The sequence below is a fragment of the Thalassoglobus polymorphus genome (assembly GCF_007744255.1).
GTDB lineage: Bacteria > Planctomycetota > Planctomycetia > Planctomycetales > Planctomycetaceae > Thalassoglobus > Thalassoglobus polymorphus.
In genome coordinates this window covers 1,246,078-1,263,208 of record NZ_CP036267.1, presented here as the reverse complement: position 1 = coordinate 1,263,208, position 17,131 = coordinate 1,246,078, and the positions used below count along the sequence as shown (strand labels likewise).

Sequence of the window (17,131 nt, the reverse complement as noted above, 5' to 3'; positions counted from 1 at the left end):
ATATGACTCTGGATGCTTCACTAATAAAGAGACCGAAAATCGGGTTGACGTATCAGCTCTGACAGCCTGATCAGGACGGCAAAATCGATAGTCCGGAAAACACTAGCTCAGGAAATTGAGGGGAAGAGATGATTCAGACAACGTGTTGATAAAAAGAGACACCTGCCGTCTCAGATTCGGCATAAACCGGGCAGATTGCAGAATGCGCAACCTTTGGGTAAAATATTTCACGTGTGTCAGTCAGGCAATCAATTCGAAACTTGAGAAAATTGAAAGCTTTTTTTGATTGACTCTTGGTTTCTGCTAGTCTAGTGTGGTCAATACATACAAGGAGCTTGATGGAACATCAAAAAGATGACGATGTTCTAAAAAACTCCCCGCTAGGTTTTCCTAAGAAGCCTACAAACCAGCCAGCCCACCCACCAATGATCGGGACGTGTACTCCCCCCCGCCAACTAAGCTGTCCTACCTTCAGTTGTTTTTATCAACAACTTCAACAACTTAGATTTGCGGCCCATAGTGGATGGCTGACCAGACCCCGTAATCCTCAAGGAAAAGGAGCGTCGGACGATGGCCAAGCTTTCACAAACACAGTCTGCAACTCATAATTCACATGGTTGCACTCCAAAACACTTCCAACAATTTTCTCGACGTGGGTTTCTCCAGGTCGGAATGCTCGCTGGGACGTCCCTAACGCTACCTGACCTGCTGCGAAGCGAAGCTCAAGGTGCGCTCAAGGACTACGAAAACTTCGAAGGAACCGCTAAGTCGATCATCCACATTTTCCTTCCGGGTGGGCTTGCTCACCAGGAATCCTTCGATCCGAAGCCTTATGCTCCGATCGAATATCGTGGTGAAATGAAACAAGTAAAAACTAAACTGGATGGAGTCCTGTTTAGTGAAACACTCCCGAAGACAGCACAAGTTGCTGACAAAATGACTGTCATTCGGTCGATGTCCCATGGTGAGGCTGCCCACGAGCGCGGAACTCACAACATGTTCACTGGATATCGCCCTAGCCCTGCTCTGAGCTACCCGTCAGTTGGCTCAGTCATTAGCCAGCAACTCGGAAGCCGTAACAATCTGCCTCCTTACGTTTGTATTCCTAACCAACCAAACGAATTTGCCGGAAGTGGATATCTCAGTTCAGCTTTTGCACCGTTCTCCCTCGGAAGTGATCCTGCGAGTAACGGTTTCAAAGTTCGCGATTTAAACCTTCCAAGTGGTGTCGACGACAGTCGGTTTGCGAACCGCCGCTCCGCTCTGGAGTCGGTCAATGCATACTTCCAAAGTCGTGAGCAGTCTGACCAGATCACGGCGATGGATTCGTTTTACGAATCTGCTTACAGCTTGATCTCATCTCCTGAAGCTCGCGAAGCTTTTGATCTTGAAAAAGAAGATGCGAAACTTCGTGATGCTTATGGCCGCAACCAAGCCGGTGCAAGAATGCTCCTCGCTCGACGACTTGTCGAATCAGGCGTTCGCTTAGTCAACCTGACTTACGGCGGATGGGACATGCACGACAACATTGTTCCCGGCGTAAAACGAACAATGCCTGCCTTAGATCAGGCTTATGCTCAATTGCTGACCGACTTGGACGACCGAGGAATGCTCGACGAAACTCTCGTTGTTCTTTCAACTGAGTTTGGTCGTACTCCTAAGATCAACAAAACAGCCGGCCGTGACCACTTCCCGAAAGTGTTCAGCGTAGCACTCGCTGGTGGCGGTATTAAACGAGGAACCGTTTACGGATCATCAAATGCAACAGCAGATGAGCCGGAAAACAATCCTGTCGGCGTGGAAGACTTCTTCACAACGATCTACCACACCCTCGGAATCGTTGCAGATAAAGAACTGATGGCCCCAGGAGATCGTCCGATTGAAATCGTCGACGGTGGTAAAGTCATCAAAGACCTGCTGGCTTAAAGAGTGAAATTTCAACAGGCGGGCTTCACGTTAAAGGTGGGGTTCGCCTGTATTTATACATAGACGGTGAGTTTTCTGATCGGGTTGCACCCTCTGGTTGAAAAGAGCGTCAACCGACCGTAACCGTCACGCACATGTTGGCGTCTACTCAACCTTTCTGCTTACAATTTTTCTGAAACGCAATGGGGGGACCAAATGCGAATTCAGTTTGGACTCAAATCAGTCCTGGTTTTTAGCTTTGTCTTCATCGCTCAAGCAGCCTTCGCTGCGGCACCACGATTCACCAACCTCTCTCCGCGAGGGGCTCAGCGTGGGACAGAGATCGCCGTCACACTCCAAGGATCGAACTTAGATGACGCCGAAGAGCTCCTGATCTACGACGAAGGTCTGGAAGTCGTCAAGTTCGAACTTCCAACTGATGAGAAGCAAAAAGGAAAGCAGGTCACTGCAACGCTCAAGTTGAAAGAAGGTTGCAATCTTGGCACCTACCGAATGCGGATTCGTACCAAGACCGGACTTTCTGACTTACAGAACTTTTATGTCACGCCTTACCCAGTCGTGAATGAGAAAGAGCCAAACACCGATTTTTCAGCTCCTCAAGTGATTGAAAAAAACGTTGCTGTCTACGGGCGAATCGATCGAGAAGACGCTGATTATTACGCCATTGAGGCCAAAAAAGGTGAGCGAATTTCGGTCGAGGTCTTTGGGATGCGGCTCGGATTTTCAACCGGAACGAATTTCTTTGACCCTTATGTCGCAATCATCAATGAAGAAAGATTCGAGCTTGCCGTCAACGATGATTCTCCGTTGACTTGGAACGATAGTGTGGCTTCGATCATCGCCCCCAAAGATGGACGCTACATGATTCTCGTTCGAGACTCTGCGTATAACGGCGATGGCCGAGCCTACTACTTTGCCAATATCGGCAACTTCCCTCGTCCTCACGCAGTCATTCCATCTGGTGGAAAGCCGGGCGAGAAACTCACTGTCACATTTGTTGGAGATGTAAAAGGCCCCATCACCCGCGAAGTGACTCTACCTGCTGATGGAAATCTGGAACGATTTGGCCTCGAAGTTCAGGACGAGTACGGAATTGCTCCTACAGCGCAGCCTTTCCGACTCAGCCCACTCGACAACTTTGTTGAGCAGGAACCAAACAACGATCGAACCAAGGCGACCCCAGCCGCAGCTCCCGGAGCCTTTAATGGTGTGATTTCAGAGCCGGGTGATGTTGATTTCTTTAAGTTCTCAGCAAAGAAAGACCAGCAATTTGACGTCGAGGTTTATGCCCGCCGGTCACGTTCCGCTCTTGACCCAGTCTTGTTTATATACCGCATGGATAACGGGGCACGTGTCACATCAAACGACGATAGTCGCGGTCCTGACAGCTACGCCCGGTTCAATGCCCCAGTGGACGGCGAGTACGCCGTGGCGGTCTACGATCATTTGAAAAATGGTGGCGAGGCATTCAGCTATAGAATTGAACTGACACCTGTCGAACCCCAAATCACTGCCTCTCCGATTGAATTCGCACGCTACGTTCAACATCAAATCGTCATCCCGCAAGGAGCCGGTTCTGGAATCGTAGCTACTATTCGCCGGGATAATATTGGGGGGCCAGTCAATTTTCGAAGCGAGGATCTGCCTGAAGGTGTTCGAATTGAATGCCCTGAAGGCTGGAGAAGTGGCGGGTCAATGCCAGTGGTGTTCTATGCAGATGAAAACGCACCTGTTGCTGGGAAATACTCAGACATCGAAGTCTTCCTGAATGATCCAAAGCAAAAAGACAAAAAAGTTTCAGGTTCACTTCAACAAAAAGTCCTGATGATTCGAGGACGGAATAACAATCGTGTCTGGGAAGAAGACATCGAACGCATGCCAGTGATTGTTACTGAAAAAGCGCCTTTCAAAGTTTGGATTGAAGCTCCCAAAGTGCCACTTGTACGTGGTGGCTCAATGAATCTGAAAGTTAAATGTGAGAAGCAAGAAGGCTGGGACGAAGACATCACTTTGCTAATGCTTCAAAACCCATCCGGGGTGAATTCCAGCCGATCAGTGAAAATCCCAAAAGGGAAGACGGAAGCCCTCATCCCCATAAACGCTGCCGGAAACGCCGCTGTCCAAGAGTCCATGATCTCGCTTCGTTGTATTGCGAAGGTCGGAAACGGCAATATTGAGCTTTGTACCCCGTTTGCTCCACTGAAAGTCGAAGAGCAGTACATGACGTTTGAGTTTGCTCAGGGGGCTGTTGAGCAAGGCAAAGAAATTGTGTACCCAATCAAGATCACGAAACGCAAAGACTTCGAAGGAGAAGCTCAAGTCCGCTTGCTCGGTCTGCCTGCGAATGCAACAGCAGAGAACTTAACACTGAAGTCCGGTGTGGAAGAATTGAACTTTGTCATTAAAGCGGCTGCGAACACTCCTCCCGGAATGAGCAAGAATGTGTTCTGCCAGGTCATCGTTCCCGAGAGCGGCGAAACAGTGCTTCACAACCTGGGCACAGGACGCCTTCGAGTCGATACCCCTCCACCACCGAAAAAAGATGCCCCAGCGACTCCAAAACCAGCTGTCGTCGCGAAGAAAGAACCACCGAAAAAACCACTCACCCGTCTGGAAATGCTTCGCCTGCAAAAGAAAGAACAGGCAGGTGCAGGTGGAGAAGAGTAATCATCATGAAGTCAATTTCGGAAGCGTCTCAACGAATGATCTTTCGTGTTTTGGACCAATTTTGAATTCAACTGAACGATAATAAAGGAGTTCCTCATGAGCAGGAACATGTTGCTCGTCACTGTCTTCAGCATGCTTGCTTCACAAGCGGTAGCTGCTGAATTGGTCGAACTTAAGGTGTTTCCAAAGGAAATCAGCCTGACCACCAAACGTGATTTTCAATCATTAGTCGTTGAAGGGGTTTACTCCGACGGTCTAACTCGGGATTTGACCGAGAAGTCCGATTGGAAAATCGCTGACGAAAAATTCATTTCGCGAAACGGAACAAAGATTTTCCCCAAAGCGGATGGCGAAACTCAGCTTACGGTAACGGCTGAAGGAAAAACTGTTCAAATTCCGATCAAAGTAACAAAATCGGCCGAGGATCGTCCTGTCAGCTTCAAGCTTGATGTGATGCCCGTCATCACCAAGGCTGGCTGTAATACAGGAAGTTGCCACGGTGCTGCTCGTGGAAAAGACGGATTCAATTTATCTCTATTCGGATACGATCCTGATGGGGATCACTTCCGTATCACCCGCGAACAACCTGGACGTCGTGTTGACCTCGCAGTCCCGGAAGCGAGCTTGCTTGTTGAAAAGTCCATCGGAACCGTCCCGCACACTGGGGGAAAACGTTTCGATGCCGATTCAAAACTCTGCGAAGTGATGGTGGAGTGGATCGCAAATGGAACTCCAGTCGACCCTGCTGACCAGGCTCACTGTACATCGATCGTCATGTACCCAAAGCAAGCAGTTTTGGACGGGACCGGTGAACAGCAACGGTTACTCGTGATCGGTACTTACTCTGATGGAACGACTCGTGACGTCACGTCACTCGCAGCATTCACGACAAGCAACGAAACGGCAGTCACTGTTAGCCCGGATGGAGTTGTCACTGCTGGAGAACGTGGCGAGTCCTTCATTATGGCTCGTTTTGATATCCACACAGTTGGTGGCCAAGTCCTGTCACTACCAAAAGGTTTGCAATACGAAGAGCGACCATTCGAACCTGTCAATTACATTGATGAACTTGTCGGAGCGAAGTTGAAGAAGTTGCGACTCCATCCTTCGGAGTTATGCTCTGACGAAGAATTCCTGCGCCGGGTCTCAATCGATCTGATTGGCCTCACTCCAACGTTTGAAGAGTACCAGGCATTTCTGCAGGACTCTGATGCCGACAAACGAACCAAGAAGATTGATGAACTTCTGTTACGAAAAGAGTTCACTGAAGTCTGGGTTTCGAAATGGGCAGAATGGCTCATGATGCGATCCAGCAATCAGGTCTCGCAAAAGTCGGTCTTCCTGTATTACCAATGGCTTGTTGACCAAATCGCCAACAACGTTCCTATCGATAAAATGGTCCGAGATATTCTCTCATCAAGTGGAGGGACATTCAAAACTCCGCAAACCAACTTCTATGAGATCGAAAGAGACCAGCTGAAAGTCGCTGAAAACGTCGCTCAGATTTTCATGGGAATGAGAATTCAGTGTGCCCAGTGTCACAACCATCCATTCGACCGCTGGACACAAAATGACTACTACGATTTCGCCGGATTCTTTTCACAAATTGGAAGAAAACGGGGAGAAGATTACCGTGAACAAATCATCTACAATCGTGGAAGTGGTGAAGTCAAGCACCCTGTGACACAGGCGAATTCCGTTCCGAAATTCCTGGGAGGAATCGCACCGGACGTCAAAGGGAAAGATCGCCGTGAAGTTGTGGCAAATTGGCTCGCATCTCCAGAGAACCCGTTCTTCGCAAAGAACTTTGCGAACCGCATCTGGCATCACTTCTACGGCATCGGAATTGTCGAAGAAATCGATGATGTTCGGATCTCTAACCCTCCAAGTAACCCGGAACTTCTTGACGCTCTGGCGACAAAGTTTACTGAGTACAACTACGACATGCGGAAATTGATTCGCGACATTTGCATGTCAAAAACGTATCAACGTTCAACGCGTCGAAACGAAAGTAACGCCACTGACGAAAATAACTTCGCGCATCAAACGATTCGCCGCATCAAAGCTGAATCAATGCTCGATATCGTCAGCCATGTGACAGGCACCAAGGACGACTTTGCAAAACTTCCCGTCGGAGCCCGTGCGGTTCAAATCGCGGATGGAGCAACGTCGACATACTTCCTGACAACGTTCGGAAGAGCATCACGCGAAACAGCATGCTCTTGCGAAGTCAAAATGGAGCCAACACTCTCCCAAGCATTGCATCTGATGAACGGAGATACGGTCAACGCAAAAATGAAGCAAGGTGGACTTATTAAAAAGCTCACCGCCGATGGTCTGACACCAGAGCAGATTGTCGAACGATTTTATATCATCACTTTAAGTCGAAAACCGACTCCGCAAGAATTGGAAGCGCTCGCTCCACTTTATGCAGAAGGAACAAATGTTGAACAAGGTCTGGAAGATGTCTTCTGGGCACTCTTGAACTCACGTGAGTTCCTGTTCAATCACTAAAGCCTGTAACTCCCGGCCTCTCTTGTCATTCGAGCTTCTCAATCAATACTTGAGAAGCCCAGAACAAGTGATCGGTTCAGGTTGAGAGTCAATTCAATATCAGATTTCGGCTCTGCCTGCCTCGTGAAGAGCAGTCTCTGAATAACGAGACTGCTCTTCGCAGACACGACAAGCATTGAAAATGCTCTAAGCAACATAGATAATCCTGTGGAGATTGTTGCCCTTCTCCGGGAGGATAACAGTCGATTGCAGCCTTATTAGAGCTCATCAGCATTCCCACCATAACAATGAAGAGATCGTCGCCATGCAACGTCTCCCCCACCTGATTTTAACTTTCGCGATTCTTTCAACATCATTTGCAGTTGCTGAAGAGAAAAAAGCTGCTGATGGAGACAAGAAAAAAGTTGAGAAAATCACCTTTGACGATCACGTGCTCCCAATTTTTCGAGCACGTTGTGGATCATGTCACAACTCCAATGATCGCAGTGGCGGACTTGTTCTCGATCAATATGCCGCGATGATGGAAGGTGGTTCATCAGGCGAAGTAATCGACCCTGGTGATGGAGAATTCAGCTATTTGTGGTTACTGATTAACCATGAAGATACTCCCAAGATGCCACCGAATGCAGACAAGCTTCCTGAAAAAGAGTTAGCCACCATCAAGAAATGGATTGATTTGGGTGCTCTCGAGAATGCTGGAAGTACGGCGAAGATCAAAAAGAAGCCAAAGCTCGACAAGATTGAAGTCACAACGACTCGCCCGGCTGATGTTGCAATGCCGCAGAAGTATCTTGGTGAGCCACCACATGTCTTGACCAAGAAGAATGCTGTCACAGCCCTGACATCCAGCCCGTGGGCTCCAATCACAGCGGTTTCGGGATACAAGCAGATTGGTCTTTACCATTCACAGACACTCGATTCTCTGGGAACACTTCCGTTTCCTGAAGGTCAGCCACATATCCTCAAGTTCAGCCGAAATGGAGCACTGTTGATTGCTGGTGGCGGCCGCGGCGGACAGATGGGCAAAGTCGTTGTTTACGATGTCAAAACTGGAGAACGAAAGACAGAAGTTGGAAATGAGTACGATGAGGTCCTCGCTGCTGATATTAGCCCAGACCAGTCACTCATTGCTCTAGGTGGTCCCAAGAAGATGTTGCGAGTCTATTCAACATCGACTGGAGAACTTGTCTACGAAGTCAAAAAACATACCGACTGGATTACCTCAATCGAGTTCAGCCCAGATGGAGTCTTACTTGCCAGCGGAGACCGGAGTGCCGGGTTGGTTGTCTGGGAAGCTGATACCGGAAACCTGTTCTACGACCTGACTGGACACCGAGGGTCCCTCAATGATGTCAGTTGGCGCCCGGACAGCAACGTTGTTGCCTCGGCAAGTGCAGACGGAACGATTAAACTTTGGGAAATGCAAAACGGAAATGTCATCAAATCGTGGAATGCCCATGGTGGTGGAGTCTCCGCAATGGACTACACCCGAGAAGGAAACATCGTTTCAATCGGGATCGACAAAGTCGCGCGTCTCTGGAAAGGTGACGGAGCAAAGTTGAAGGACTTTGGCGGCTTGGCTGACATCGGTATGGAGGTCTCCTACGACGCGGAAACCAAACGAGTATTTGGGGGAGACTGGACAGGAACAGTCCATGTCTGGAATAGTGAAGACGCCGCTAAGTTGGGTGTCTTGGACACGAATCCACCTACCGCTGCAATGGCTCTTGCGACAGTAGAACCTCATTTCAAAGCAGCAAAAAGTGCTCACGCTGTCGCAGCAAAAGCTCTCGCTGATCTCACCAAAGCACTGACAGACCGAAAAACGGCAGCTGATCAGGCTGTAGCCGTCTCTACAAAAGCGAAGGCCACCGCTGATCAGTTAACTGCTCAGAAAACAGCGAGCGAGAAAGATGTTGCAGCCAAGTTAGCAACATTGAATCAAACGAATCAGGACGTTGCAGCATCAAAAGCAGAACTTGATAAAGCCAATGTGGCTGCCCAAAAAGCTCAACAGGCAGCGACTCTTGCCAAAGGGAAACTTGATCAACACACAGCAAAAGTTGGACAAGTCAAAGCCGCTGCTGCCGCTGCCGTTCAAGGAGTTACTCAAGCAACCAAGACGCTTCAGTTTCAGGTAGAAGCAGCTAAGCCGACTCCAGACGAACAAGCCGTTCTAGAAACAAACCCAGAAGTGAAGGCGGCCGTTACGAAACGTCAGGAACTTGTCAAACAGGCCGAAGCACAACTCACATTCGCCAAGCTCTTAGTTGACCAAACTGCTCCTGGTGTTGTTGATGCTGAAAAAACGTTAGCGGAATTGAATACAACTTATCAGGCTGCAGCCACGAATGCTGCGAAATTAGCAACGAACGCTGCGAATGCAGACACCGCCTACAAAACTGCAATGCAGGCTCAAGCTGCCGCCCAAAAAGCTAAAACAGCAGCCGATGCCACACTTGCAAAACTCGTTGCGGATGAAAAAGCAGCGATTGCACAAGCAACGGCAACTAAAGCCAATGCCGATAAACTTGTTGCAGCTGCAAAGCCGACAGAAGCCGAGCAGAAGGCTCTTGCAGATGCTCAAGCTGCTGCGACTGCAACAGCTGCAAAAGTCAAAGCACTTGAAGAACGAATTCAAATGTTGAAAGCGGCTCAGTCACAAGTCGCTTCAACAGACGGAGCTCAAAAATAACAACGACTTCTGGAGTTCGGACTTCGAAGACTCATCTTAAAAAACCTTAGCGGTCAATGTACCGTTAAGGTTTTTTCATGCGCCTCTCTCAATGTTTTCGCTCTGAACCTGACTCATCAAAAAGGGATGGTCGAAAGCACACAACATGACAGAACTCGAAGCCTTGAACAGTTTGCTCGATCGTGTGCCCGTGAAGAACGCACTTCTCTAGCAGAAATGCTGTTTGCCACGAGGCAGATCCTGCAAACCAATTCAAAAGATGCTCTAATTCAAGTGATGCGATGGGCACTTTCGGTCTCATTCTTTGGTTGAATCCTGTTACAATCATCGTCGATGAAAAAACGCCCTGCCTGATGAGATTTGAATTATGTCATTGAAAATTCTCCTAATCACTCTTGTTTGTGCATCCTCAGGTCTGCACCTCTTCGCTGCTGAACCGAATCAGGATTTCAGTAATAACTGGCATCAGTGGCGAGGACCGCTCGCAACAGGAGCCTCTCCATCCGGGACTCCTCCGCGAGAATGGAGTGAGGAGAAGAATATTGCCTGGAAGGTCGACCTCCCCGGTCTTGGAAGCACGACTCCAATTGTTTGGGGTGATCAAGTTTTCGTGCTGACATCAATCAATACTGGACGCGTCGACCCATCGCTCCCAAAGCCTGAAGATCAACCTGACCGCCCATTTGGAATCACGTACCCAAATACGTTTTATCAACTCATGGTTCTTTCTTATGACCGGCATACCGGCAAGGAATTGTGGCGAAAAATCGCAGCTGAAAAAGTTCCACACGAAGGACATCATGGAGATAACAACTACGCTTCAGCTTCTCCGACGACCGATGGAAAGCGTCTCTACTGCTGGTTTGGATCTCAGGGCCTGTTCTGTTTCGACCTCTCAGGTAAGCTGCTTTGGGAGAAAGATCTTGGACCTGTTGAAACACGTCTCAGCTTCGGAGAAGGGGCTGCTCCAGTCATTTATCAAGACCGCTTAATCATCAATCGTGATCACGATGGGCAGTCTTATATTGTTGTGTTGGATGCAACTGATGGCTCTGAAATCTGGAGAAAAAATCGAGATGAACTGAGTACCTGGAATACTCCGTTAGTCGTTGAAGCCGCGGGAAAAACGCAGGTCATCGTCAATGCTCCCAATCGTGTTCGCAGTTATCACCTCGACAATGGTGACCTGATTTGGGAATGCGGTGGGCAGGTGTCGAACGTTGCCCCGAGCATTGTGACGGATGGAAAGAACGCCTTTTGCATGAGCGGCTATCGCGGCAGTTTCGCAGTTTCGATTCCGTTAGATTCAAAAGGAGATGTCACGGACAGCGACAAGTTGGGGTGGACGCTTCAACAGGGAACGCCTTATGTCCCCTCCCCTCTTTTGGTAGATGATCTTCTGTACTTCACTCAATCGAATAACGCGATCTTAAGTTGCGTTGATGCAAAAACAGGTGAAATTCTTATTGAGAGAACACGCATGCCTGGATTGCGTGCTATTTACTCATCTCCCGTTTCAGCGAATGGGTGCGTTTACTTCACCGGACGCGATGGGGAAACGCTTGTTCTCGAACAAGGAGCAGACTTTAAAATCCTCGCAACAAATAAACTTGACGATGCGATTGATGCCTCAGCAGTCATCGTCGGCAACTCACTTTATCTGCGAGGAAAACGTTCTCTCTATTGCATCCGCGAGAGCAAATAACTGAGTGAATCCCCTCAGACTTCTCTTCTTTCTCCGCTGCGTTCTCTGTGATCGGCGCAGCTTTAACGTGAAATATCCGGACAAATCAACAGGTGGTTTCTGGAAATTTTTTCTCCAAAAATCATCGTTGATTAAGTCCAGGTGACTCCGTTTCTCATCATGACGTCACAGTTTGTGAAACGCTTGGATCGAATTTGAAATTCACATTCGTGAAACAGAATTCAATCGAGCAAACGTCTCGCGAGACTCATTTCCTCTTTTGAAACGCAGCCATGCAGTTCCTGCAAAGGCAGCGGTTCCATCCCCTTTCCCTGCGGCCACACCGTTTGCTCGCTGACCGACTTCAATGGAAGCCTGCACTTTCGTTGACGCGATCAGACGGTGATGGTCCGCGCATTGATGAAAGTCTATCGAGATGAATCTCCACTCAAGCTGCATTTCTCCGCATCAGAAAATCTCGTGCATCACAAAGCGATTTCCATCCGCCGTCGTATTGTTAGGAATTGCTTTGCTTTGTCCTCCGAGTGATCTTTATTCTGAATCAAGGAACAGGCTCCCGGATCAACGCTCTCAGAATAAACGTCAGACAAACACAGCAGATGATCAACGAAGAGGATCGGGGGGAAAGCAAAACGAACTCCCTGCATATGAAATTCAGTTGACCAATGTGAGAGCAATCGATGCCAGCAACCAAACGGCCGGTGGAGAAACTGGCGCAAACCAGATCCGAATTTCACCAGCTGACTACCCAGATGATGGTTCCGGGACAACCATCATTTCATCGATTGATCGTGCAAACGCCCGGACTATTAGTAACGCTGTTGTTCATCAAGACGGAGTCATTCCAAACGCTCGTGGGATGTCGAACTGGACCTGGGCTTGGGGGCAGTTTCTCGACCATGATATTGATCTCACTGAAACGGCCTCTTCGAATGGGACTGCCGATATTGAAATTGAGGATGATGACGACCCTCTCGGTCCATCACCCATAGCATTTGATCGGTCTGACTTTGCCAGCGGGACCGGACTTCCTGGTGTTCCGCGGGAACAGGTCAACTCGATCACCAGCTTCATTGATGCCTCAAACGTGTACGGCTCCAATGAAACTCGGTCGGCGATGATTCGTGAGTTTTCTGGAGGAAGATTACGGACAAGCGATGGAGACATGCCTCCGATCAATGATGTCGGTTTACCGAATGCGGGTGCTCCGGGAGGTTTTCTTGTTGGTGATATTCGAGGAAATGAAAATGTTGTTTTGACCTCGCTGCACACCCTCTTCATCCGAGAGCACAATCGGTTGTGCCACCTCATTGAACTGCTTGATCCGGATGCCAGCGACGAGCAAATTTATCAGCTGGCGAGGAAAATTGTTCAGGCGGAATTGCAGCAGATCTCATATAACGAATTCATTCCCGCTCTGCTTGGCGAAGGGGCTGCTTTAAACCCCGTCGTTTCTCCGTCGGTCCCTTCGATTTCGACCGAATTTGCGACAGCAAGTTATCGCTTCGGACATAGCATGTTGTCGACGAATATCGAAGTTGGTGAGAGCGGTACGATTCATCTCTCTGAAGCGTTTTTCAATCCGACTTTCCTGATGGACAATCCTGCAAATGTTGACCTCCTTCTTGCCGGTCTTCCGCTGAGCCCTTGCCAGGAGATCGACACGAAAGTCGTCAGCGATTTGCGAACTTTTCTGTTTGGTCCTGCGGGATCTGGAGGGTTCGATTTGGCAGCACTCAATATTCAGCGAGGTCGAGATCACGGTCTCTCCGACTACAATTCAATGCGGGAAGCTTTTGGCCTTTCTCGCGTGACAGAATTCGCTGAAATCACCAGCGACGCCAATTTGCAAACGGAGTTAGAAAACTTATACGAAACCGTTGATAACGTGGATGCCTGGGTTGGCGGACTGGCAGAGGATCATGTCTCCGGCGGGAGCACCGGGTTGCTCGTCAGGACTGTCCTGCTCGATCAGTTCTCCCGTCTTCAGTCTGCAGATGAGTTTTATCACACGAACGACCCCGACCTGCAGTCACCACTAGTTGAGGCGATTATCGATTTGGAAAGCATCTCGCTGCGTAAGGTTGTCCTCGCGAACACGACAGTTCGCAAGACTTCTCTCAGTCCGTTCTTCACAGGTGCGATCGAGGAAAGCGATATCCTTGTTGAGTTTGATGACCAAAGCAATCGAATTCACATGATCGGAAACCGAGAAAACAATTCCGTTTTGGTGATCGAATCGGAGTTCGGAATCACGATAATTGCAAGCGACGGAAGTCTGGTGAACGGCGAAACAACTGTCACCATCCCGGCAGGTCGCAAACCGAACCTCTGCGTCGATTTTGGCGGCGGCGACGATCACGTTTTCCTCGTGGGAGTTGAATTTAACGACGTTGTGGTCGCCTTGGGAGATGACAACGATAGCCTTACCGGTCTTTTTGCTCGCACAAATCTTCTAGTAAGTGATACCGATTCAGATATCCCACCAATACAAGAGAACGGAGACAACCACTCTTCGAGAAATGACAATCGTCGCAAGAGCGACTCAAAGAGGAAGTAAATTTGTTGACAAAAAAACGGTTCGACGGTCTCGGTACTTTCAACTTCTTACCGATGCGTTTGAACTGACCGGAAATGTCAGGAGACCAAACGCGAATACGATTTCCTTCATTGCATTAGCCGGACACGTCAAGTATCCGGCTAATGCATTTTCAGTGCTACTTTTTTAGTGAAGTCTGAAATTGGCTTTGCTCTTGTTACTTCAAATTCCCCCAATCCTGGACAGTGATTTTGGCTCGATCGCCGCAGAGTTCACGGATTCTGGAGATCAGGGAGTAAGTTCGGCCAGCGACTTCAGAGGCATCTCGTGATTCGAAGTTCAGCCGCAGCAATGGTTCGTTATTGGATGCACGAACATTGAACCACCAATCAGGAGTGTAATCCTCGACTTGTCGATAGACCTTACCGGTCGGGTCACCCTGTTGGTCGATTGTGAAAACGTCGTCCGCGGTTGCGTACTCTGGCACTCTTGGATTGAAGACACTGACGCCGTCGATATCAAGCACATAGCTGTCTTTTGAGTCATCGCTGAATTCAGATTTGATTGCAGCGATGACTTCGCTACTCATCGATTTCCAATCGGCACATTCAACTCGGAGGTTGACCTCTCCGCTATTCGGCCATGGTTTGAGTTGACCGAGGAGTTGCGAGCAACTCAGGCCGGACTCTAGAAGCATGTCCCAGAAGGTGACCATCGCAAACAACCCGGAGTCTAAACAGTATGTGTCGGGGAAGTTGTAGTGAGCGGATGATTCACCACCGAAGACTGCGTTTGTTTTTGCGAGGGCAACTTTGGCAGCATCTTGACCAACGCGGGAGAGAATCGCCTGGCCTCCTGCGGCACGAACTGTTTCTGGAACAATCCAGGAAGAGACTGCCGAGTAGACCACGGCCCCACTGTTATTGTTCTTTTCAACCATATTCTTGGCTAAGGCCGCCAACATGACTGATCCCGAAACAAACTGCCCCCATTCATCAACGAGGAAGACTCGGTCGGCATCGCCATCGAAGGCAGCCCCGAAGGCAGCCCCTTCTGCAATGACAGTTTCTTGCAACAACTCAACTGCTCCTGGCAAGCCGGGATTGGAGGGACGAGTTGGGAATCGGCCATCGATCTGCTCAGCCACTGCGAGCAACTCAACTTTTGCTCCGCGTCGTTCTAAAGCCGTTTTCAGAAGCGGCCGAAACAAGCCACCGACTCCATTTCCGGGGTCGAGGACGATCTTCCCGGAGGCGTCGCCCAAACGGTTCGATCGAGACAAGGCGGCTTCCACAAAATCTTCCTGAAGGTTCATCTTGCCAGCTGCCGGAAACGGTGCTGTCACCGAATCACTCGCGGAGCCGTCCTCTCCATCTTCTTCAAATTGCGGAGCAAGATGATCCGACGGACGCATGACGTCCACTCCTCCGGTCTCTTTATTTTTGAAAACACTTTTAATGCCATTGTACTCAGCTGGGTTGTGCGAAGCAGTGATCATGACGCCAGCATGAGCACCACATCTCCCTTCCCCGACTCCCCATTGAATCATGTCGGTTGTGGCAAGTCCGCTGGCGATCGGACGCCCTCCCTCAGCGGAGATCCCCTGAATCAGTGCTGCATAAATGGCTGGCGATGACGTCCTTCCATCGCGACCGACGAGAATTCCGGGAGTAACATCTTCGCCCAACATTTTTCGTAAGCTTCGAACGAGATACTTCCCAGAGAGCCAGGCAAGTTCTTCATTGATCTGGTTTGGGTAAATGCCACGTACATCTGCACTGCGCTGCAACATCGCCGGGTCGAACATCAAACTTTCCTTATTCATCTCTGGGATACATCGGTCTCAAGCATTGAAAATGCTGGTGCTGCCGTAAAGACCGATATCGGATTTGCTTCAGGGTGTGTCTTGGATGAAGTGTTAGTATGGAGACTCAACCATAAAGCGTCAATTTTATCATTCGTTGTGGTTTAAGGCATTGAAGAATATCATGACTGTTCTGGACAAACTTTGGTACTGACCCGAAAAGTCGAATTTGGTCTCTGAATTTTGAGTCATACGCTAGAACACGTCCGTGTTCATTGTGTCGGTGGAGAGTGCTTTTATATAGAAAGTCGCACATTTCTATGCACTGTCCCAAACACTCTCTCACGACTTTCGTTTTCGAATCAGTCCTTCACAAAACGATCACTCCCTGCTGAGATCACATCATGTTGGCGAAGCGAATTATTCCCTGTTTAGACGTTCACGCTGGTCGAGTTGTGAAAGGTGTGAACTTTCTCAACCTGCGCGATGCTGGAGACCCGGTGGATATCGCTGCTCGATATGAAAACGAGGGAGCTGACGAACTCGTCTTCCTTGATATCACCGCCAGCCACGAAGAACGAGATATCATTCTCGATGTCGTCGCTCGCACGAGTGAAGTCGTTTTCATGCCGCTGACTGTTGGTGGCGGGATTCGCACACTTGATGATATTCGAAAGCTTCTAAGTGCCGGGTGCGACAAAGTTTCGATCAACAGCGCTGCTGTCACTGACCCAAACTTCGTGAAAGAGGCAGCGCTGCGATTTGGGAGCCAGTGTATCGTCGTCAACATCGACCCCAAACGAGTCCCGGTTGCAGGAGCTACGATCCCGGAATCGGTTCCTGAGCATCTGAGAGTCCAACCAAGACCGGGCAAGAATGGAGAGGGCGAGCAAGTCTATTGGGACGTCCACGTGAATGGTGGTCGAAAACCGACGGGGCTTGACGCTGTTGAATGGGCAAAAGAAGTTGAACGTCTGGGAGCTGGGGAATTGGTCCTGACAAGCATGGATGCAGACGGGACAAAAGACGGTTTCGATATCGAAATCACGAAAGCCGTTTCTGAGGCTGTGAACATTCCGGTGATTGCCAGCGGAGGAGCTGGGCATCCCCAGCATTTATGTGATGCAGTCACCGCAGGTGGTGCGAGCGCTGCACTGGCTGCGAGCATCTTCCATTACGGTGAGTTCACAATTCAAGAAACAAAAGAATATATGGCTCAGCAAGGTGTGACTGTTCGCATGGTCGAACAAACTGCACCTTCCCAAGCCGAATAATCACTGA

Annotated in this window: 8 protein-coding genes; 7 read left to right on the top strand and 1 reads right to left on the bottom strand. The window is 49.3% G+C overall.

The genetic code is table 11. From position 1 onward, the window contains the following. The first annotated feature begins 570 nt into the window (after nt 1–570). The 6 genes from Mal48_RS04710 to Mal48_RS04685 all read left to right on the top strand — a co-directional run bounded on the left by Mal48_RS04710 (nt 571) and on the right by Mal48_RS04685 (nt 14,067). A complete protein-coding gene (locus Mal48_RS04710; RefSeq protein ID WP_145196625.1) occupies nt 571–1,926 on the top strand; it encodes a DUF1501 domain-containing protein in 1,356 nt (451 codons plus the stop codon). Nucleotides 1,927–2,121: 195 nt separating this feature from the next. Then, complete coding sequence (locus Mal48_RS04705; protein ID WP_145196623.1) at nt 2,122–4,593, top strand: PPC domain-containing protein; 2,472 nt, start codon at nt 2,122–2,124, stop codon at nt 4,591–4,593. Between the two features lie 96 nt (nt 4,594–4,689). After that, on the top strand, nt 4,690–7,107 hold the full coding sequence (locus Mal48_RS04700) for a DUF1549 domain-containing protein (protein WP_197442056.1): 2,418 nt from the start codon (nt 4,690–4,692) through the stop codon (nt 7,105–7,107). A 304-nt stretch (nt 7,108–7,411) separates the two neighbouring features. Continuing rightward, the gene (locus Mal48_RS04695) at nt 7,412–9,802 is read left to right on the top strand and encodes a c-type cytochrome domain-containing protein (RefSeq protein WP_145196621.1); all 2,391 of its coding nucleotides are present in this window, start codon (nt 7,412–7,414) and stop codon (nt 9,800–9,802) included. A gap of 367 nt (nt 9,803–10,169) precedes the next feature. Continuing rightward, nucleotides 10,170–11,507 (top strand): PQQ-binding-like beta-propeller repeat protein, encoded by a 1,338-nt coding sequence (locus Mal48_RS04690; protein ID WP_145196619.1) that lies wholly within the window; start codon nt 10,170–10,172, stop codon nt 11,505–11,507. Between the two features lie 667 nt (nt 11,508–12,174). Next, nucleotides 12,175–14,067, top strand: coding sequence for a peroxidase family protein (locus tag Mal48_RS04685; protein WP_231740008.1), 1,893 nt, complete (start codon nt 12,175–12,177; stop codon nt 14,065–14,067). 196 nt (nt 14,068–14,263) lie between these two features. Here the strand turns inward: Mal48_RS04685 and Mal48_RS04680 are convergent, their stop codons facing one another. Further along, a complete protein-coding gene (locus Mal48_RS04680; RefSeq protein WP_145196615.1) occupies nt 14,264–15,871 on the bottom strand; it encodes a phosphohexomutase domain-containing protein in 1,608 nt (535 codons plus the stop codon). Nucleotides 15,872–16,254: 383 nt separating this feature from the next. Here Mal48_RS04680 and hisF point away from each other — a divergent pair, with 383 nt between their 5' ends. After that, on the top strand, nt 16,255–17,124 hold the full coding sequence (hisF, locus tag Mal48_RS04675; protein WP_145196613.1) for an imidazole glycerol phosphate synthase subunit HisF: 870 nt from the start codon (nt 16,255–16,257) through the stop codon (nt 17,122–17,124). The last annotated feature ends 7 nt before the right edge of the window (nt 17,125–17,131 follow it).

Bases quoted from the DNA above. Each gene is read 5' to 3' on its own strand.
- Mal48_RS04710 (WP_145196625.1), top strand. From the start codon at position 571: ATGGCCAAGCTTTCACAAACACAGTCTGCAACTCATAATTCACATGGT.
- Mal48_RS04705 (WP_145196623.1), top strand. From the start codon at position 2,122: ATGCGAATTCAGTTTGGACTCAAATCAGTCCTGGTTTTTAGCTTTGTC.
- Mal48_RS04700 (WP_197442056.1), top strand. From the start codon at position 4,690: ATGAGCAGGAACATGTTGCTCGTCACTGTCTTCAGCATGCTTGCTTCA.
- Mal48_RS04695 (WP_145196621.1), top strand. From the start codon at position 7,412: ATGCAACGTCTCCCCCACCTGATTTTAACTTTCGCGATTCTTTCAACA.
- Mal48_RS04690 (WP_145196619.1), top strand. From the start codon at position 10,170: ATGTCATTGAAAATTCTCCTAATCACTCTTGTTTGTGCATCCTCAGGT.
- Mal48_RS04680 (WP_145196615.1), bottom strand. From the start codon at position 15,871: ATGAATAAGGAAAGTTTGATGTTCGACCCGGCGATGTTGCAGCGCAGT.
- hisF (WP_145196613.1), top strand. From the start codon at position 16,255: ATGTTGGCGAAGCGAATTATTCCCTGTTTAGACGTTCACGCTGGTCGA.